We start from the raw sequence: 18,324 nt of genomic DNA on the forward strand, positions 1-18,324 counted from the left end.
TTGTGCGCCGACACGTCTTCACCGACGACCACGAGGCATTCCGCCGGCTCGCCCGGGACTTCATCGCCAAGGAGGTCGTCCCGCACTACTCCGAGTGGGAGGAGACCGGCCGGCTCCCCCGCACGCTCTTCGAACAGCTCGGCGCGCTGGGCCTGTTGGGCACGGCGGTCCCCGAGTCGTACGGCGGAGCGGGCCTCGACGACTACCGCTACAACGTCGTCCTCCAGGAGGAAGCGGCCCGCGCCCTGGTGACGTTGGGCACCGTCCGTACCCAACTCGACGTCGTCCTGCCGTACTTCCTCACCTATGCCGACCGCGATCAACGCGAGCGCTGGTTCCCCGGTCTGGCCTCCGGGAAGCTCCTGACGGCCATCGCGATGACCGAGCCGGGCACGGGCTCCGATCTCGCCGGGATCCGTACGACCGCCGTGCGCGACGGGGACTCGTACGTCCTCAACGGCGCGAAGACCTTCATCACCGGCGGCCTCCTCGCCGACCTGGTGATCGTCGTGGCCCGTACGGCGACCGACCCGGACAACCGCCGCGCCGGGCTCACCCTGCTGGTCGTCGAGGACGGCATGCCCGGTTTCGCGCGGGGCCGGGTGCTGCACAAGCTGGGCATCAAGGTGCAGGACACGGTGGAACTGGCCTTCGACGACGTCCGGGTGCCGGTCGCCAACCGGCTCGGTGAGGAGGGTGCCGCGTTCGGCTATCTCGGCCGCAACCTGCCGCAGGAGCGGATGACGGTCGCGGTGGGTTCCGTCGCGCAGGCACGGGCGGCCGTGGACACGACGATCGCCTACGTCAAGGAACGCAAGGCGTTCGGGAAACCGGTCGCCTCCTTCCAGAACACCAAGTTCGAACTCGCCGCCGTGGCAGCCGAGATCGAGGCCGCGCAGGCCATGCTCGACCGTGCGGTACTCGAACTCGTCGCCGGTGAACTGAGCGGCCCCGACGCCGCCAAGGTCAAACTCTTCTGCACCGAGATGCAGGCCCGCGCGGTCGACCGCTGTCTGCAACTGTTCGGCGGCTACGGCTACATGCTGGAATACCCCATCGCCCGGCTCTACGCGGACGCGCGCATCACCCGCATCTACGCCGGAACCAGCGAGGTCATGAAGGTCATCATCGCCAAGTCCCTCGGATTGTGAGGCGGTCACGGTGCCGGACTTCTCCAGCAGACCAGGTGTCGCGTTCGTGGCGGGCGGCTCGGGCGGTATCGGCGCGGCGATCGTACGGCTCCTCGCCGAGCGGGGCAGCGACATCGTCCTCACCTACCGGGCCAACCAGGAGGCGGCGGACGCCATCGCCGCCGAGGTGACGAAGCTGGGCCGTCAAGTACGGGCGATGCGGCTGGACTTGACCGACGAGGACGCCACGGCCGAGGCCGTTTCGGAGGCGAGCGGCGGCATCCACACGCTCGTGTACGCCGCGGGCCCGCATGTACCGATGAGACACCTGAGCCGGGTCTCGCCGGGCGAGTACCGCGCCCAACTCGAAGGCGACGCCGTTGCGTTCTTCAACCTCGTCCACCCCGCGCTGCCGTTGCTGCGCGAGAGCCGGGGGAACGTCGTCGCCGTGACGACCGTCGCCACCCGCCGCTTCCCGGTACGGGACGGGCTGTCCTCGGGCGCGAAGGGCGCGGTCGAAGCGGTGGCCCGGGCGCTGGCCGCCGAGGAGGGGCGCTACGGCGTCCGCGTGAACTGTGTGGCGCCCGGCATGCTCAACGACGGTATCGCCGGCCGTCTGATCAGCTCGGGCGAACTGGACGAGGGCGCCCTCGCGGTCACCCGGCGCAACATCCCGATGCGCCGTTTCGGCGACGCCACGGACATCGCGGAGGCGGTCGCGTTCCTCGCCTCGGACCGGGCCGGGTTCATCACCGGGCAGGCGCTGGGAGTCGACGGCGGGTACAGCGTGTAGGTCACGGGGGCGTGATGGACCGGCCCGCCACGTAGGCGGCGCGGACCAGTTCGCCGGACAGAGCCTGAAGGGCCTCGCGCAGCGGCACATGGAGCAGGCACAGGTCGGCGACCGCGCCGACCGCCAACCGCCGCGGCCGTGCGGGGTGTTGAGGTTCGCCGGTGAACAGCCGTAGCGCCGCCTCGGGTGGGAGCCGCTCGCCGTCGTCCCGTTCGGTGGCAGCCCGCATGACCGCCCAGGGGTCCGGGGTGCCGTAGGGCGCGTCGGTGCCGGCGGCGAGGGAGATGCCGGCCTCGGTCAGGGAGCGGCAGCGGTAGAGGTGAGGGCGGTCGTCGGGGTCAACGTCGGTCGCGTACGCGGCGCCCCGTTCGACGGGGAAGTGCGGCTGGGTCACCACCGTCACCCCGAGCCGTCGCAGCCACGGGATCGTCTCGGCCGGGATCACCGAGCCGTGCTCGATCCGGTCGCCGTCGGCGGGGCCCACCTCGTCGAGGGCAAGCAGTGTCACCAGCAACTGCACCCGGGTCACGCAGTGCACGGCGACCGGTCTGGGTCTGATCTCCCCTATGGTGCGCGCGAGTTGGGCGGGGGTGGGGAGCGTCGGATCGTCGAGCATCAGCTTCACGGGTTCGTCGACGCCCATCACCAGGAGCCGTTGCGGGAGGACCGACAGCATCTGGGTGAGTCCGCCGGCCGGGTGCGGGTCTGCGTTGGTGAAACCCGTGACGCCGAGTGCCGCCGCCCGCCTCCCCACACCCTCCAGATCCAGCCGTACGGGCGGCACGAACCCGCGGAGCCGCTCGTCCTCGCGCCAGAACCGACCGTCGCCCTCCAGCCCCGCCGCCCGGAGCGCGGCACTGTTCCACACCCAGAGTGCGCCCGTGCGATGTTGCACCCGCACCGGCCGATCGGCGACGAGCGCGTCCAGCGTCCACCGGTCCAACTCCCCCGCCACGCCCTCGTGGTAGCCCACGGCCCGCACCCACTCCCCCGGCGGCCCACTCGCCAAGGCCGCCGCGAACGCCGTACGGTCTCGCACGTCCCCCGGCCCGACACGCACGGAGGCGGCTTCGGCGGCCAACGCCGCGAGGTGGACGTGGTGGTCGTGCAGCCCCGGCAGCAGCACACCGCCATGTCCGTCCACATGGCCCCGCCCCGGTAGCCCCGGTCCGATCTCGGCGATCCGCCCGCCTCCGTCGATCCGTACGTCCACCGCCGCCGGGTGGCCCGCCACTTCCACGTTTCTGATCAGCACGGCGGACGGACCCGTGCAGGCGCGTCGGCGAGGGTCGCGGCGCAGGCCGCCATGGAGACGCAGAGGAGTTCTCCGCCTCCCTCTGCGAGCGAGCTGGTCACGGCCTGAGCGGCGAAGACGCCGGTGACGGGGTCGGCGAGCGCGTCACCGAGAAAGACGGGGTCGCCGTTCGGGTCGAGGCCGGTCAGTCCGCCCGCGACGGCAGCGTCGTCTCCGAAAGCGATACGGTCGCTTTCGCGTCCGTATCCGGTGATGGAGACCCAGACCCGGCCGGGGCGGGCGGCGAGGAACTCCTCGGCGCGCAGGCCGAGTCGGCGCAACGCACGGGGTCGCGAGGCCTCGATGACGATGTCGGCCTCGGCGACGAGTTCGTCCAGCGCGCCGGGGGCGAAGTCCACGACCAGGCTGTCCTGTCCGTCGTGCAGCCAGCGGTAGAAGGCCGGTGTCCCCAGGCGCGCGCCGTCCGGTCGCGTCACGCTCTCCACCTTGACGACCCGCGCGCCCGCCAGCCCCAGGAGCCGGGCGCACAGCGGCCCCGCCCAGAGCGCGGAGAAGTCCACGATCCGCAGACCGGCCATCGCGCGTACACGCCGCTCTCCCCACCGCTCGGCGCGGATCGCGGGCCGTGCGTCCTGGGTGACCGATCCGGGTACCGCGGCGGCGATGCCCAGCAGCTGCGCGGCCTCCGCCGCTTCGGCAGCCGTGACCCGTTGTACGGCCTTGTACAAGTCTCCGGGCTCGGCGGACGGTGAACCGAGCAGTGCCAGCAGCGCGGGTACGGCGGCGAGGTCGTCGGGGCGGGCCAGGTTCACGGCGGTCCAGCCGTCGGCGGCTCGGAGGAGGTGGCAGGAGCCGTTGGCCGAGGTCCTTCCCGGGCGTTCCAGGCCGGCCAGTCGGGCCCGGAGGAACAGCGCGCTCGGGAGATCCACCGGCACGCCCGTCAGATCGGTGAACGAGCGGGCGACGTCGGAGAGGGGGGCCACGTACGGCTCGACAGTGTCCATCCAGGCGCGGAGAGCGTGATTCTCTTTCATTCGAACCCCCTTCTCTCCACAGGTGATCTCAAATTACACTCCGGTCCACGCCTGGAGGGAGATCACCGTGGAGTCGCCCTTCGTGATCGTCGATCTCGACCGCACCCCTGCGTGGGGACCAGACGCCCGCGACCGCGTCGTGATCGGTGTGGCCCCAGCTCCCGAGGACTCGGTCGACGGGTACGACGTACTGCTCACCGCTGTCCCCGATCCGCCCCGCCCGTGGGTGTGGTGTGCGGATCCGCATGGCACGGCTCGGGAGCTGGGGCACATCGTCGAGAGCCGGCCCGCCGCGGCCGTCGCGCTGGTGCAGGTACTGCGGATGGGCGGCGGGCTCCCGGTCCCGGACAGACTGGTTCTCGAATCCCTCGCCTACTCCACGCTTCAGGGCGGAGCCGCCTTCCGGTCCTGGCTGGCCGCCTCGCGCCGGCGTACGCATCGCCCGGCCGAGACTCCCGTACGGCTCGGTCGCGACGGGTCCCGGCTGTCCATCACGCTGGACCGGCCCTGGGTGCGCAACGCGTTCGACGCGGCGACGCGGGACGCGCTGTGCGAGGCGCTGGAGGTGGCCGTGGCCGACCCGTCGATCGCCCGCGTCGACCTGTGCGGCAACGGTCCCGCGTTCTGCAGCGGGGGTGACCTCTCCGAGTTCGGTACGTCCAGTGATCCGGCGCGGGCCCATCTGGTGCGGGTCCGTCGCAGCCCGGCCGCACTCCTGAACCGGTGTGCTCCGCGCGTGACCGCGCATCTGCACGGCGCCTGTGTCGGCGCGGGGATCGAGCTCGCCGCCTTCGCGGGGCGGGTGATCGCCGCGCCGGACACGGTGATCCGGTTGCCCGAGATCGGGATGGGGTTGATTCCGGGTGCGGGTGGCACGGCGAGCATCCCGGTCCGAGTCGGCCGGGAGCGCGCCGCCTATCTCGCCCTGTCCGGCGCCGAGTTGAGCGCCGTGGACGCACTGAGCTGGGGACTGGTCGACGAGATCGGCGAAACCGACGACGTGACCGCCGATGCTCAGGAGACGGTTCGCTCCTGAGCATCACTCCGGTGTCTCCAACAGTCGCCGAAGACACCGGAGTTGGGTTACTTCCCGGTCCACACAGGGCTGCGGCGTTCGGCGAAGGCCCGTGCCCCCTCCGCCGCGTCGGCGCTCCTGAACACCGCCTCGACCTCTGCGGGTTCGGCCCAACGGCGTTCCCGCATCAGCTTCTTCGTCATCGCGACGCCGAGAGGGCCGTTCTCGGCGATGCGTTCCGCCAGGGCCAGCGCGGTCTCCCGCACCTTCTCGGCCGGTACGGCGCGGTTGACCAGGCCGAACTGCTTGGCGTCCGCCGCCGTGACGAGGTCGCCGGTCAGCCCCATCTCCAGGGCGACGGCCAGCGGCACCCGGTCGGCGAGGGTCGTACCGCCGCCGGCCGCGAACAGGCCCCGCTTGACCTCGGCGATGCCCAGCTTGGCGTCCTCCGCGGCGACCACCAGGTCGCAGGCCAGGGCGAGTTCGAAGCCGCCGGCGAGTGCCGAGCCGTTGAGGGCGGCGATCACCGGGGTGGCGATGCCCTCGCGGAAGAACCACACCAGGCCGTCGAACTTGCCGCCGCCCTTCGCGAACGCCTTGAGGTCCATGCCGGAGCAGAAGACCGTTCCGGCGCCGGTGAGGACGATCGCACGGACCGCCGGGTCGGCGTCCCCCTCCCGCAGCACGTCCGAGAGGTCGTCGATCAGCTCCGGGCTCATGGCGTTGCGGACCTCGGGACGGTTCAGGGTCGCCACCAGGACGGCGCCGACCCGTTCCGTCAGGACCAGGTCGCTCATCGGGCCGCCGCCACGGCCGCCCGGGCCTTGGAGCGGAACGCCTCCAACTTCTCGGCGGGCTCGATGAGTTGGTGGCTGCGCGAGCGGGTGGTGACGTCGTGGCCCTCGGCCGCCCTGCGCAGGGCGCCCACGGTGGCCTGCTCGCGCGGGATGTGCGCGAAGGGGTCGAAGGAGTACCAGCGCATCGCGTTCTCGAAGGTGATCTTCCGGGCGTCGTCGTCGGAGACGTCGCAGCTCGCCATCACGTCGTGCAACTGCTCGGGGGCGTCCGGCCACAGGGAGTCGCTGTGCGGGTAGTCGCCCTCCCAGCAGATGTTGTCGATACCGATGTCGTGGCGCAGCCGTACACCCAGTTTGTCGGTGATGAAGCAGGTCAGGAAGTGCTCGCGGAAGACCTCGGAGGGGAGCTTTCCGCCGAAGTCCTGGAGGGTCCAGGTGGAGTGCATCTCGAAGGTGCGGTCGAGGCGCTCCAGGAAGTACGGGATCCAGCCCGTTCCGCCTTCAGAGAGGGCGATCTTCAGATTCGGGAACTCCTTGATCGGCGGCGACCACAGGAGGTCGGCCGCGGCCGAGACGATGTTCATCGGCTGGAGCGTGATCATCACGTCGGGCGGCGAGTCGGCGGCCGGGACGGCGAGCCTGCCGGAGGAGCCGATGTGGACGGACATCACGGTGTCCGTGTCGGAGAGCGCGCGCCACAGCGGGTTCCAGTACGGGTCGTGGAAGCTCGGGTAGCCGAGGACGGCGGGGTTCTCGGTGAAGGTGAGCGAGTGCACGCCCTTTTCCGCGACCCGGCGCACCTCGGCCGCGCACAGCTCCGCGTCCCAGATCGCGGGCAGCGCCATCGGGATGAAGCGGCCCGGGTAGGCGGCGCACCACTCGTCGATGTGCCAGTCGTTGTAGGCCCGGACGAGCGCGAGGGAGAAGTCGGCGTCCTCGGTGGCGAAGAGCCTGGCCGAGAAGCCGGGGAAGGAGGGGAAGTTCATCTGGGCGAGGATGCCGCCCGCGTTCATGTCCTTGATCCGTTCGTGCACGTCGTAACAGCCGGGGCGGATCTCGTCGAGGCCCTGCGGTTCGACGCCGTACTCCTCCTTGGGCCGGCCTGCCACGGCGTTGAGCGCCGAGTTGGTGATGGTGACGCCGCGGAACTGCCATACGTCGGTTCCGTCGTCCCGGTGCACCAGTTGGGGCGCGTCTTTCTTGTAGCGCTCGGGGAGGTGGTTCACGAACATGTCGGGCGGTTCGATGATGTGGTCGTCGACGCTGATGAGGATGAGGTCGTCGCGGTCCATGACGGCTCCTTCGGGGGTGGGTCGGTCAGTCGGAGGCGGGCAGCGGCTTGGCCGCCTTCAGGGTCATGGGGGCGCCGTCACAGGTGAGTTCGCCCGCGCCGGAGGCGGTGCAGAGCAGTTCGAGCGTCCCGGTGGCGTCGACGTACCGCTTGCCGATGAGGGTGGTGGTGCCGGCCGGTCCGGGCTTCGCCGGGGGCGCTTCGGCCGCGGGGACCAACGGGCTGCCGCCGCAGGCCAGTTGGGGCTGTACGTCGGCGGGGGCGCGGATGACGACCACGCGGGTGCCGCAGACGGTGCTGGCGAGTTGGTCACCGGGGCGCGGCGTCGGTGCCGGTGGGGTCATGGCGGAGTTCCCTTTCGAGCAGGCGGTCGGCGAGGAGTTCCACGTCGTAGGACTGACGGGCCATCCAGTACCGCAGGAAGCCGGTGAGCGAGTACCGCAGGAAGAGCGCGGAACCGACGACGCTTCCGGCGACCGCGGCGAGGCCGAGGGTGAGGGCGTCGTTCTGCACCAGCGGGTCGCTGGTGTTGTGCGAGATGAAGTAGGCGCTCACGCCGAGGACGACGCCGATCGTCATCAGGGCGGCGCCGGCGCGCAGCCAGAGAGCGGCCCTTCCTGCGGCCGGGTCCGGGATTTTCAGGACGGTGAGTTCGCGGACGAAGCGGTCCGCTCGCGTCTCGGTGGACGTCATGTGGAACTCCCCAGGTAGAGAGCGGACAGTTCGGCGCGCAGGCCGCCGTCGGGGTGGCCCTGCCGTTCGACCCGGCCGCGTACGAGAACGGCGGCATGGTCGCAGATGTCGAGAACCGCGGCGGCGAACTGCTCGACCACCAGGACTGCCACGCCCTGCCGGGCGATTTCGCCGACCTGTTCGTAGAGCCGGCCGACGACCAACGGGGCGAGCCCCATGGAGAGTTCGTCGAGCAGCAGGACGGCGGGGTCGGTGGCGAGGCCGCGGGCGAGGGCGAGCATCTGCTGTTCGCCGCCGGAGAGGGTGCCCGCTGGCTGTCCGGCGCGCTGGGCCAGGACGGGGAAGCGGGTGAACGCGATCTCCTCGATCTCCTCGCGGCTGCGGCCGGTGAAGGTCATCATGAGGAGGTTGTCGCGGACGGACAGGTTCGGGAACACGCCTCGTCCTTCGGGGATGAGGCAGACTCCGGCGCGGGCCAGGTCGCGGGGGTCGGCGCCGGTCATGTCCCGTCCGCCGAGCAGGAGTTGGCCCGACTCGACGGGGTGGACCCCGGCGGCGACGCGCAGGGTGGTGGTCTTTCCGGCGCCGTTGGGACCGAGCAGTGCCACCACCTGTCCGGCGGCGACGTCGAGGTCGACGCCGTGCAGGACGGTGATGCGTTCGTGGGCGGCGCGGATGCCGCGCAGTTCGAGAAGTGCGCTCACGCGTCCCCCAGATAGGCGGCGAGTACCGTTTCGTCGCTGCGGATCACCTCGGGCGGGCCGACGGCGATGATCTTGCCGAGGTCGAGGACGTACACCTCGTCGCAGACCGCCATCACGAGGCTCATGTCGTGCTCGACGAGGACGACGGCGGTGCCGTCCTCGGTGAGGGCGCGCAGGAGTTCGGCGAAGCGTTCGGTCTCCTCCGCGTCCTGTCCGGCGGCGGGTTCGTCGAGGAGAAGCACCTTCGGGCGGATCGCGAGCGCTCTGCCGACCTCGACCAGGCGGCCGACTCCGGTGGGGAGGGCGTCGGGTGAGGTGTCGGCGACGTCGGTGAGATCGAGGCGGCGCAGGATCTCGGTGACGACCTGCTCGGCCCGGCGGCGTTCGGGGCCGAGTTCGGCGGCGACGAGGAGGTTGTCGCGCACGCTCAACCGGCCGAAGAGTTCCAGGCGTTGGAAGGTGCGGGCGAGTCCGTGCCGGGCGCGTGCGGAGGGCCGGGCCCTGGTGACATCCCGGCCGTCCAGCCGGACCTGCCCCGAGGAGGGCCTGCGCAGTCCGGACGCGACGTCGAACAGAGTACTTTTCCCTGCCCCGTTGGGCCCGATGAGCCCGGTGACCCGGCCCGCCTCGGCGGTCAGCGCGACTCCGTCCAGAGCGCGGTTCCCGCCGAAGGAGACGGTCACTCCGCTAACCTGCAGCGACGCCACGGGCCAGCACCTCCTCGTCCTCGGGGCGCCACTCGCGCCGTAGGCCCCACCACTCGACGGGGATCTCCGGCTCGGCCGGAGCGGCCTGCCGGGCGTCCGCCCAGGTGCGGAGCGCCAAGGCGAGGAGGATCGAACCGCCGTAGTACGTCCAGTCGTTGATCACGTCGCCGAAGCGCAGCGCCCAGGCCAGGGCGAGGACGCAGAGCAGGGCGGGCAGGGCGATGCGGTCGCGGGCGAGGGGCTCCCACTGGCGGCGGAAGCGGGAGACGATGCCGTCGGGGTTGTGGCCGAGTCCGACGCCGGCGAGGCCGGGGAGCAGGGCGACCAGGTTCGCGGTGCCGGGGGCGATCGCGATCAGGGCGTTCGTCGGGCCGACGAAGGCGGTGCCGGCGAAGAGTCCGTTGCCGACCGCGCCGAGTCCGCCGACCACGGCGACGAGGAAGATCGGCAGTCCCGCGATGAGGCTGAACTGGTCGGCGGTGACGGTGCGTTGCTGCATTCCGTAGAGCGCTCCGCCGAGTCCGGCGATGCCGGAGGCGAGGGCGAACACGGCGACCTTGGCGACCAGCAGGTTTCCGCCGAGGGTGGCGTACGCGGCCTCGCTGTCGCGCAGGGCGATCAGCCGCCGCCCGAAGCGGCTGCGGCGCAGGGCGGCCACACCGATGGAGGCGAGGGCGAGGCAGACGGCGGCGAACACCATCGACTCCCGCCCGCTGTCCAGCCGTAGACCGAAGAGGTGGGGTCCCGAGATGTCCACCGAGCCCTGGTCGAACAGGGCGATGCGCAGGCCGAGGACGTGGAAGGCCGGGATGGTGAAGATCCAGCGGTCGAGGATCACGGCGAACGCGGCTGTGCCCAGGGCGAGATAGACGCCGGAGAGCCGTAGTGCGGGGAGTGCGACCAGCGCTCCGGCCGCCGCCGAGACCAGGATCGCGGCGCCGAGCGCCCACAGTTGGCCGTGGGCGCCGAGGTGTCCCCAGACGACCGCGCCGATGCCGGCCATGCTCAGCTGGCACAGGGAGACCTGTCCGGCGTACCCGGCGAGCGGGACGTACGAGAGTGCCACTACGCCCAGCGAGAAGATCGCTCCGTAGGTGATGAGGTCGGCCTCTCCGAGGAGGGAGGCCAGGATCGCGCCGAAGGCGATGACCACCGCGGCGAACACGAGTGTGCCGCGCGCGCTCGGTACCGGTACGCGGGCGAGGCGTCGTTCGCGGCCGCGCAGGCGTCGGTGCGGGAAGACCAGCAGGGCGAGGAAGAGCAGGAGCGCGGGGGCGGCGAGCCGTAGTCCGGGGAGGTATTCGTTCTGCGGGAGGTAGCCGGTCAGGTAGCTCTCCATGCAGCCGACGACGACGGCGCCGAGGAAGGTGAGCGGCAGGCTGCGCAGTCGGCCGAAGACGGCCGCGGTGTAGGCGCTGACGATCAGCAGCGAGAGCTGGGCCGCGTCGAGGGTCACGGTCGGGGCGATCAAGATGCCGCCGATCGCGGCCAGTTGAGTGCCCAGGATCCACGAGACCCGGCCTGCCCGGACCGGGTCGGCGCCGGTGAGACCGACGAGTGCCCGGTCGTCGACGGCCGCGCGCATCTCGGCTCCGGCGCGGGTGCGGTAGAGCAGGACGCGCAGGCCGATGGCGACGGCGACGGCCACCGCCATGGTGATCGCCTGGTGCCAGGTGATGACGGCCGGCCCGAGGTGGAACGGCTTGCGGCCGGCGAAGAACATCGGCAGCGGGCGGGCCACGTTCGGGTCCCAGATCCAGCGCGCCGCCGCGATGAGTCCGCTGAGCAGCGCGACCGTCATGACGAGCCGTTCGGCTTCGCCGAGGGCCTGGACGGGCCGTAGTACGAACCGCTCGACGAGCAGCCCGAAGCCCGGGGCGAGCACGAGCAGCACCACGACCAGGGCGACCGGAACGGGCCAGCCCCAGCCGACGGTCAGCTGCCAGTACATGAACGCGGACAGCATGCCGGCCGCGCCGTGCGCGAAGTTGAACACGCCGGTGGTGGTGTAGGTGAGCACGAGCCCACTGCCGATGACGGCATAGATCGCGGCCGTGCTCAGGCCGACGATCCCGAAGGTGAGGAACTGGTCCATCGCGTCGGATCTCCCCTCTCCATCGCTGGAAACTAGCTTCTCATCTACGGAGAATCAACCATTCAGACAGAGACTGTTGACGTCGCCTCACGCATCGTGGAAATCTGCCACTCATCTGAGAGAATGCCATTCTCGCTCATGGTGAAGGGTGGAAAGTCCTTGTCCTCCTTGCCTGTTCCGGCTCCTCCCCCTGGTCCGACCGACGACCTGATGGAGATCCAGCAGCTCCTCGCCCGCTACGCGGTGTGCATCACGCGCGGCGATCTGGACGGGGTGCTGGCGGTCTTCACGCCCGACGGCACGTACAGCGCCTTCGGCGACTCCTACGGCCTCGACGAGTTCCCGGCGCTGGTGGCCGCCGCCCCGAAGGGGCTGTTCCTCACGGGTACGCCGGCCGTCGACCTGTCCGGCGACACGGCCACCGGCACCCAGCCGCTGTGCTTCGTCGACCACGCCACGCACGACATGCGGATCGGCTACTACAACGACACCTACGTCCGCACGGACGAGGGGTGGCGGCTGCGCACCCGCGCGATGACGTTCATCCGCCGCAGCGGAGCACACGACTCGGGCCGCCCGCACGCCTATCAGCGTCCGGGAACATGAACGCCGCCTTCCCGTCCGGTTCCGTGAACGCCGCCTCCGCGCCCGGGTACGTGAACGCCGCCGACTTCCGCGCGGACCTGCGCGGCTGGCTGGACGAGCACGACCTGTCCCCCGGCCCCGACCGCTCCCTGGACGCCCAGGTCGCACAACTCGCCCGGGTCCGCCGGGCGTTGTACGACGCGGACTGGATGCGGTACGGCTGGCCCGCCGAGGTGAGGGGGCTCGGCGGGCCCGCGGTGCTCAGGGCGGTGCTCGGCGAGGAGGTCGCCACAAGGGAGCTGGCCGAGCCGGGCATCTACTCGATGATCGAGGTCCTCGCCCCGACGATGATCTCGTACGCCCCGCCCGCGCTCGCCGCCGAGATGGTCCCGCGGCTGCTCAGCGGCCATGAGCAGTGGTGTCAGGGCTTCTCCGAGCCGGGCTCCGGCAGCGACCTGGCCTCCCTCACGACGCGGGCTGTTCCACGCGACGACCACTGGGTGATCAGCGGCCAGAAGGTGTGGACGAGCCTGGCCCAATTCGCCGCCCGCTGCGTCCTGTTGACCCGCACGGCACCCGGCCACAACGGGATCACCGCGTTCTTCGTCGACATGGACACCCCCGGCATCACCGTCCGGCCGCTGCGCACGATGCACGGCGTGGACGAGTTCGCCGAGGTGTTCTTCGACGACGTGATCGTGCCCACCGACCGGATGCTCGGCCGCCCCGGCGACGGCTGGCGCCTGGCGATGGACCTGCTCCCGCACGAGCGCTCCACCTGCTTCTGGCACCGGATCGCCCATCTCTTCACGCGACTTGACCGCCTCCTGGCCGAGACGAACATCCCGGACGACGCCGAACTCGGCGCTGCCTACCTGGCGTTGCACACGGTCCGCTGCCGCTCCCACGCCACACAGCGGCGCTTGGCCGAGGGCGAACGTCTGGGCCCGGAGACGTCGGTCGACAAGGTGCTGCTCGCCACCGCCGAGCAACGCCTCCTCGAGACCGTGCGCGATCTCCTGCCCGGCGTACTGGAGTTGACGGACACACCGTGGCGCTCTGAGTACCTGTACTCCAAGGCGGCGACCATCTACGGCGGTACGGCCGAGATCCAGCGGAACATCATCGCGCGCCGACTGCTCGACCTGGGGAAGGAGTAGCCGTGGACGCGGCCGAACGGGACCTGCTCGCCGAGACGCTCCGCAAGACGATGACGGCGGCCTCGGGACAGGCGTTGGACACCGCCCTGGCCGACCTCGGCTGGGCCGAACTCCTCGCCGAGCAGCCGGACATCGCCGTCCCGCTCGCCTTCCGCCTGCTCGGCGAGACGGGCGCCCACGCACCCCTCCTCAACGACGTCCTGCTCGGCGCGGCGGGCCGTCCGCCCGGCGGCACGCTGCCGCTGCCGTACACCGGCGGCACATGGATCGTCTGGGAACGCGACGACAGCGCGGCCGGGGCGGCCCTGGACAGCGAACTGCCCCTGCGTCCCGTGCCCACCGGCGCTACCGTCCCGCTCTCCGCCGGCCGGGTGGCACTCGGTTGGTGGCTGCTCGGGACGGGTCGCGCCATGCTCGCGCTGGCCCGCCAACACGCGGTGGACCGCCTGCAATTCGGCCGCCCGCTCGCCTCCTTCCAGGCCGTACGACATCGGCTCGCCGAGACGCTCGTAGCGCTGGACGGCGCCGAGGCCACACTGGTGGCCGCCACCGACGATCTCGGCGCACTGCTCGCCAAGGCCGCGGCCGGGCAGGCAGCGCTGACGGCGGCGCGGCACTGCCAGCAGGTCCTGGGCGGGATCGGTTTCACCGCCGAGCACGATCTGCACCGGCATGTGAGGCGGGCCGTGGTCCTGGACGGACTGCTGGGCAGCGCACGCGAGTTGACGCGCGAGGCCGGGGCTCTGCTGCGGACCGGCGGGTCCGCGCCGCGGCTAGTCCACCTGTGATCGACGGCTCGTCCGCCGGTGATCGACAGTTCGTCCGCCTGTGACCGACCGAGGAGTGACATCAGTGACCGATCTCTGGAGCGACCTGCTCTCCTGCCTGGACCTCGACGCCAGCCCCGGTGACGTCTTCGACGGACGCAACCAGGCCCTCGGCTACTACCGCGTCTTCGGCGGGCAGTTGCTGGCCCAGAGCGTCCGAGCCGCCCAACTGGCCTGCCCGGACAAGGCCGTCAAGAGCCTGCGTCTCCAGTTCGCACGGGCAGGACGACCACAGGAGCCGGTGCGGTACGAGGTGACGCGTCATCATGAGGGGACCTCGTTCGCGTCGTTGACCGTCGTGGGACGGCAGACGCAGGGAGTCGCGACCGTCGCGAGCGTGTCGCTGCATTCCTTCGAGGAGGGTCCCGAGCAGCAGATCGCGTTCTCGATGCCCCCGGTGCCGGAAGCGGAGCACGACGTGGACCTCGCTCTGATTCCCTGGGACACCCGGGCCACCGTCGAGGTGGACACGCCCAAGTCGGAGCCTCCCGAGTACGACCTGTGGATGCGCACACCGACCGTCGAACCGGAACTCGCCCCTGCGTTGACGGCGTACGCGAGCGACCTCAGCCTGATCGGTACGGGTCTGCGTCCGCTGGAGGGAGTCACCCAGCACGATTCGGGAACCGCGTTCACGTCCGCCGTGACCGCGCACTCACTGTGGTTCCATCGTCCGTTCACGACGGACGAGTGGCTTCTCCTGCGCCACCAGAGTCCACTGCTCGCCCACGGCCGCTGCTACGGCCGGGGCGATGTGCTCACCGCGCAGGGGTCGTTGGTCGCCTCGTTCGCGCAGGAGGCCCTGCTGCGCTTCCGTACGGTCGAGTAGGGCCCCCGCTCAGCGCATCACGGTGCCGCCGTCGACATTGATGACCTGGCCGTTGATCCAGGCTCCCGCGTCGGACATCAGGTGGGCGACCATCGCGGCGATGTCGTCGGCCCGGCCGTGCCGGGTGCTGCGGGTGCGGGCGAGCAGCGCCTCCAGCAGGTCCGGATCGGCACCCTGCTGGATGGCCGGGGTCAGGATCAGGCCGGGGGCGACCGCGTTGGCCCGGATGCCCTCCCTGCCCCAGCGGGAGGCGACATGGCGGGCGAGGGCGTTGATGCCCGCCTTGGTCGCCGAGTAGGCGGGGCGCGCTGCCTCGCCGGTGAAGGCCGCGATGGACGAGGTGTAGACGAGCGCGCCGCCGCCCCGCGCGAGGAGTTCGGGAACGGCGTAGCGCGTCACGAGCATGTGGCCCCGCAGATTGACGGCGAAGGTCCGGTCCCAGACCGCGAGGTCCATGTCGACGACGTCGGTGTCCTTGGAGACCGCGCCCATGTCGCCCGCGTTGACGTGCACGGCGTCCAGGCCGCCGTACGTCCGCACGGTGGTCGCCACCAGTTCGCCGACCGAGGCCTCGTCCGCGATGTCGAAACCCACCCCGATCGCCTCGCCACCGGCGTCGCCGATGGCCGAGGCGGTCCGCCGGGCGCCCTCGGCATCGAGGTCGGCGACGACGACCCTGGCGCCCTCGTCCGCGAGCCGCCGGGCCGACGCGGCACCCAGCCCGGTGGCCGCGCCGGCGACGAGAACGACCTTCTCCTTCAAGCCCTCCACTGCGTTCCCCTCGTCTCGTCGCCCCCCGCCACCTGAACGCTCGGGCATTACGGCGCCGGCACCTCGATGACCGTGGCCGAGCCCATGCCGCCGCCCGCGCACATCGCGGCGACGCCGATACCACCGCCCCGGCGGCGCAGTTCGTGCACCAGCGTGACCAGCATCCGGGCGCCGGTCGCGGCGACCGGATGGCCGAGGGAGCAGCCGCTGCCGTTGACATTCACGCGGTCGGGGTCGAGACCGAGCAGTTTCACCGCGGCGACGGGCACGGCGGCGAAGGCCTCGTTGATCTCGAAGAGGTCGACGTCGGAGGTCGAAAGTCCCGCGCGGGCAAGGGCTTTGGGGATGACCTTCACGGGGGTGAGGCCGGTCTCGGCGGGGTCGGCGCCGACCGATGCCCAGGAGCGGACGACGGCGAGTGCGGGCAGGCCGAGCCGGTCGCTGGCCACCACCAGCGCGGCGGCACCGTCGTTGGCACCGCCCGCGTTGCCCGCCGTGATCGAGAAGCCGTCTATCTCCGGGTGGAGCGGCTTGAGCGAGGCCAGTTTCTCCAAGCTCGTTGTGCGGCGCGGGTGTTCGTCGACGGAGAACAGTCCGTGCGGTGTGTCGATGGGCACCAGCTCGGCCGCGAAACGGCCTTCGTCGATGGCGCGAATCGCGTTCTGGTGCGAGCGCAGCGCCCAGGCGTCCATGTCTGCGCGGGTAAGACCGGCCCGTACGGCGGTGTTCCAGCCGACCGTGATCGACATGTCCAGGTTGGGCGCGTCGGGGCGGTCGGGATGCGTGGGCGGGCTCCACGGCTCGACCCACTCCCCGTCCACACGGAAGCGCTGTTTCGGTGAGGTGGAGGCCGAGTTGACGCCGCCGGCGATGACGAGTTCGTCCATGCCCGCGCGGATGCTGCCCGCCGCGCTCTGCACTGCCGCGAGACCGGCGGCGCAGTGGCGGTTGTGGGCGAGGCCGGGTACGGAGGTCAGGCCCACGGTGAGTGCCGCGTGCCGGGCCACGACCCCGCCGCCGTACAGGCCCTCGCCGAGGATGACGTCGTCGACGGTGTCCGGGTCGAGCCCGTCCGTGGCGGCAGCGGCGGCGACGATGTGGTGGGCCAGGTCGAACGCGGTGGTGTCGCGCAGGGTGCCCTTGACGGCGGTGCCGACGGGGGTGCGCAGGGCGGACACGAGGACTGCTTCAGGCATGGGTGGTCTCCAACTCGGCCAGCAGGGTGCGGCGCAGCAGCTTTCCGGTCTCGGTCTTGGGGAGTTCGGCGCGGAAGACGATCGTGTCCGGGGTCTTGGAGGAGCGCAGCCGGTCCCTGACCCACTGGCGGACCTCAGCCGGATCGCCCTCGCCGACCACGACGGCCACGATCCGCTGCCCCCACTCGGGATCGGGCACACCGATCACCGCGGCCTCCACGATCCCCGGGTGGGCGACGAGCACGTCCTCTATCTCGGCGGGAGCGATGTTCTCGCCGCCGCGAATGATGGTGTCGTCGGCGCGGCCCTCGATGAACAGGTAGCCGTCGGCGTCGAGGCGCCCCCGGTCCCGGGTGGGGAACCAACCGTCCGCGTCGAGCGCGCTGCGTCCGCCGTATTCTCCGGAGATCTGGTCGCCGCGCACGAAGACGAGCCCGGTCTCCCCGGCTGCGGCCCGCTTTCCGTCGTCGTCGCGGATCTCGATCTCGACCCCGGGCAACGGCCGCCCCACGGAGCCGAGTCGGTCCCGTACGGCAGGGTCGGCCGATGCCAACGCCTCGCGGTGGTCGTCGGGACCCAGCACCGCGACCGAGGAGGCGGTCTCCGTCAGGCCGTACGCGTTCACGAACCCCGTGCCGGGGAAGATCTCCAACGCCCGCTCCACCACGGGCAGCGGGGTCCTGGCACCGCCATAGGCGAGGCTTCGGAGTGCGGGTGTACCGGCGTCGTCGGCCGGGACCTCGGCGACGATGCGGGCCAGCATGGTGGGCACGACGAGTGCGTGCGTAACCCGCTCGCGGCGCGCGGTCTCCAGCCACTCCCCCGCCTCGAAGGCGGAGAGGTACACGAGGCGGCGGCCCGAGTAGAGGTTCGTCAGCAGGTTCATCAACCCGGCCACGTGGTACGGCGGGACGGCCACGAGTGACGCGTCGCCCTCCTCCGCGGAGGCGAACTCCTGGGTGTTGAGCACGTAGGCCAGCAGGTGCCGGTGGCGCAGCAGGGCCGCCTTGGGTTCGGCGGTCGTGCCGCTGGTGTAGAGGACCACCGCGACGGAGTCCTGGTCCGGGGCCAACTCCGGTACGGCGGTGTCCTCTTGGGCGGTCAGCAGGGCGTCGAGGTCGGCGGGGCGCAGTACGAGGGCGCCGGGGTGGCGGGCCAGGAGGCGGTTCAACTGGTGTTCGCCGAGGCGGTAGTTGAGGGGGATGAACGGGATGCCCGCCAGGGCGGCTCCGAACAGGGCCACCGGGTAGGCGAGGTGACTGGGGCTCAGATAGAGCACGGCCGGGTGGCCCTGGAAGCGGTGCGCGGCGGCGCGGGCGCGGGCGAGCAGGTCCGAGGCGGTCAGGGAGCGGCCGTTCGCCGTGACCACCGGTCGGTCGCCGCCCGAGGCCACCATCTCGAGAATCATGGTTATATTCATGAGAATGCTATTCTCGTCTCAC

The 18,324-nt window shown here is 71.2% G+C and carries 19 protein-coding genes; 7 read left to right on the forward strand and 12 right to left on the reverse strand.

Annotated elements, in window-relative coordinates; genetic code table 11:
• Positions 1 to 2 precede the first annotated feature (2 nt).
• Positions 3 to 1,151, forward strand: coding sequence for an acyl-CoA dehydrogenase family protein (locus ACQHII_RS02605; RefSeq protein WP_427917633.1), 1,149 nt, complete (start codon positions 3 to 5; stop codon positions 1,149 to 1,151).
• A 46-nt stretch (positions 1,152 to 1,197) separates the two neighbouring features.
• Positions 1,198 to 1,923 carry an SDR family NAD(P)-dependent oxidoreductase gene (locus ACQHII_RS02610; RefSeq protein ID WP_427925212.1) on the forward strand — a complete coding sequence of 242 codons (726 nt, stop codon included), beginning with the start codon at positions 1,198 to 1,200 and terminating at the stop codon, positions 1,921 to 1,923.
• A 1-nt stretch (position 1,924) separates the two neighbouring features.
• Here ACQHII_RS02610 and ACQHII_RS02615 read toward each other — a convergent pair whose 3' ends face one another.
• The gene (locus tag ACQHII_RS02615) at positions 1,925 to 3,178 is read right to left on the reverse strand and encodes an amidohydrolase family protein (RefSeq protein WP_427917634.1); all 1,254 of its coding nucleotides are present in this window, start codon (positions 3,176 to 3,178) and stop codon (positions 1,925 to 1,927) included.
• On the reverse strand, positions 3,172 to 4,212 hold the full coding sequence (locus ACQHII_RS02620; RefSeq protein WP_427917635.1) for a CoA transferase: 1,041 nt from the start codon (positions 4,210 to 4,212) through the stop codon (positions 3,172 to 3,174). Before ACQHII_RS02620 ends, ACQHII_RS02615 begins: the two co-directional genes overlap by 7 nt.
• Before the next feature lie 67 nt (positions 4,213 to 4,279).
• On the opposite strand from ACQHII_RS02620, the gene ACQHII_RS02625 reads away from it, so the two are divergent.
• Positions 4,280 to 5,248, forward strand: coding sequence for an enoyl-CoA hydratase/isomerase family protein (locus ACQHII_RS02625; protein WP_427917636.1), 969 nt, complete (start codon positions 4,280 to 4,282; stop codon positions 5,246 to 5,248).
• A 47-nt stretch (positions 5,249 to 5,295) separates the two neighbouring features.
• On the opposite strand, the gene ACQHII_RS02630 is transcribed toward ACQHII_RS02625, so the two are convergent.
• The 7 genes from ACQHII_RS02630 to ACQHII_RS02660 are packed head-to-tail and all read right to left on the reverse strand — an operon-like array spanning position 5,296 to position 11,514.
• On the reverse strand, positions 5,296 to 6,024 hold the full coding sequence (locus ACQHII_RS02630; RefSeq protein ID WP_427917637.1) for an enoyl-CoA hydratase-related protein: 729 nt from the start codon (positions 6,022 to 6,024) through the stop codon (positions 5,296 to 5,298).
• Entirely contained in the window at positions 6,021 to 7,316 is a 1,296-nt protein-coding gene (locus tag ACQHII_RS02635) for an amidohydrolase family protein (RefSeq protein ID WP_427917638.1), read from the reverse strand. Before ACQHII_RS02635 ends, ACQHII_RS02630 begins: the two co-directional genes overlap by 4 nt.
• A gap of 25 nt (positions 7,317 to 7,341) precedes the next feature.
• Complete coding sequence (locus tag ACQHII_RS02640) at positions 7,342 to 7,659, reverse strand: hypothetical protein (RefSeq protein ID WP_427917639.1); 318 nt, start codon at positions 7,657 to 7,659, stop codon at positions 7,342 to 7,344.
• The gene (locus tag ACQHII_RS02645; RefSeq protein WP_019070011.1) at positions 7,625 to 8,008 is read right to left on the reverse strand and encodes a hypothetical protein; all 384 of its coding nucleotides are present in this window, start codon (positions 8,006 to 8,008) and stop codon (positions 7,625 to 7,627) included. Before ACQHII_RS02645 ends, ACQHII_RS02640 begins: the two co-directional genes overlap by 35 nt.
• Positions 8,005 to 8,712 carry an ABC transporter ATP-binding protein gene (locus ACQHII_RS02650; RefSeq protein WP_427917640.1) on the reverse strand — a complete coding sequence of 236 codons (708 nt, stop codon included), beginning with the start codon at positions 8,710 to 8,712 and terminating at the stop codon, positions 8,005 to 8,007. Before ACQHII_RS02650 ends, ACQHII_RS02645 begins: the two co-directional genes overlap by 4 nt.
• Positions 8,709 to 9,419, reverse strand: a complete 711-nt coding sequence (locus ACQHII_RS02655) for an ABC transporter ATP-binding protein (protein WP_427917641.1) — start codon at positions 9,417 to 9,419, stop codon at positions 8,709 to 8,711. The genes ACQHII_RS02650 and ACQHII_RS02655 overlap by 4 nt, the downstream gene beginning before the upstream one ends.
• Positions 9,400 to 11,514 (reverse strand): ABC transporter permease subunit, encoded by a 2,115-nt coding sequence (locus ACQHII_RS02660; protein WP_427917642.1) that lies wholly within the window; start codon positions 11,512 to 11,514, stop codon positions 9,400 to 9,402. The genes ACQHII_RS02655 and ACQHII_RS02660 overlap by 20 nt, the downstream gene beginning before the upstream one ends.
• A gap of 210 nt (positions 11,515 to 11,724) precedes the next feature.
• On the opposite strand from ACQHII_RS02660, the gene ACQHII_RS02665 reads away from it, so the two are divergent.
• The 4 genes from ACQHII_RS02665 to ACQHII_RS02680 all read left to right on the forward strand — a co-directional run bounded on the left by ACQHII_RS02665 (position 11,725) and on the right by ACQHII_RS02680 (position 14,915).
• On the forward strand, positions 11,725 to 12,120 hold the full coding sequence (locus tag ACQHII_RS02665) for a nuclear transport factor 2 family protein (RefSeq protein WP_200711230.1): 396 nt from the start codon (positions 11,725 to 11,727) through the stop codon (positions 12,118 to 12,120).
• The gene (locus ACQHII_RS02670; RefSeq protein WP_427917643.1) at positions 12,117 to 13,259 is read left to right on the forward strand and encodes an acyl-CoA dehydrogenase family protein; all 1,143 of its coding nucleotides are present in this window, start codon (positions 12,117 to 12,119) and stop codon (positions 13,257 to 13,259) included. The genes ACQHII_RS02665 and ACQHII_RS02670 overlap by 4 nt, the downstream gene beginning before the upstream one ends.
• A gap of 2 nt (positions 13,260 to 13,261) precedes the next feature.
• Positions 13,262 to 14,047, forward strand: a complete 786-nt coding sequence (locus ACQHII_RS02675; protein ID WP_427917644.1) for an acyl-CoA dehydrogenase family protein — start codon at positions 13,262 to 13,264, stop codon at positions 14,045 to 14,047.
• A gap of 64 nt (positions 14,048 to 14,111) precedes the next feature.
• Complete coding sequence (locus tag ACQHII_RS02680; protein WP_427917645.1) at positions 14,112 to 14,915, forward strand: acyl-CoA thioesterase; 804 nt, start codon at positions 14,112 to 14,114, stop codon at positions 14,913 to 14,915.
• Positions 14,916 to 14,924: 9 nt separating this feature from the next.
• On the opposite strand, the gene ACQHII_RS02685 is transcribed toward ACQHII_RS02680, so the two are convergent.
• Genes ACQHII_RS02685 through ACQHII_RS02695 form a run of 3 tightly spaced genes read right to left on the reverse strand, consistent with a single transcriptional unit; the run spans position 14,925 to position 18,290 of the window.
• Entirely contained in the window at positions 14,925 to 15,686 is a 762-nt protein-coding gene (locus ACQHII_RS02685) for an SDR family NAD(P)-dependent oxidoreductase (RefSeq protein ID WP_427917646.1), read from the reverse strand.
• Positions 15,687 to 15,733: 47 nt separating this feature from the next.
• The gene (locus ACQHII_RS02690; protein WP_427917647.1) at positions 15,734 to 16,882 is read right to left on the reverse strand and encodes a thiolase family protein; all 1,149 of its coding nucleotides are present in this window, start codon (positions 16,880 to 16,882) and stop codon (positions 15,734 to 15,736) included.
• Positions 16,875 to 18,290: a class I adenylate-forming enzyme family protein gene (locus ACQHII_RS02695; RefSeq protein ID WP_427917648.1), complete on the reverse strand. Its 1,416-nt coding sequence runs from the start codon at positions 18,288 to 18,290 to the stop codon at positions 16,875 to 16,877. Before ACQHII_RS02695 ends, ACQHII_RS02690 begins: the two co-directional genes overlap by 8 nt.
• Positions 18,291 to 18,324: the final 34 nt, after the last annotated feature.

It is taken from the genome of Streptomyces sp. cg40 (assembly GCF_050320165.1).
Lineage (GTDB): Bacteria > Actinomycetota > Actinomycetes > Streptomycetales > Streptomycetaceae > Streptomyces > Streptomyces hokutonensis.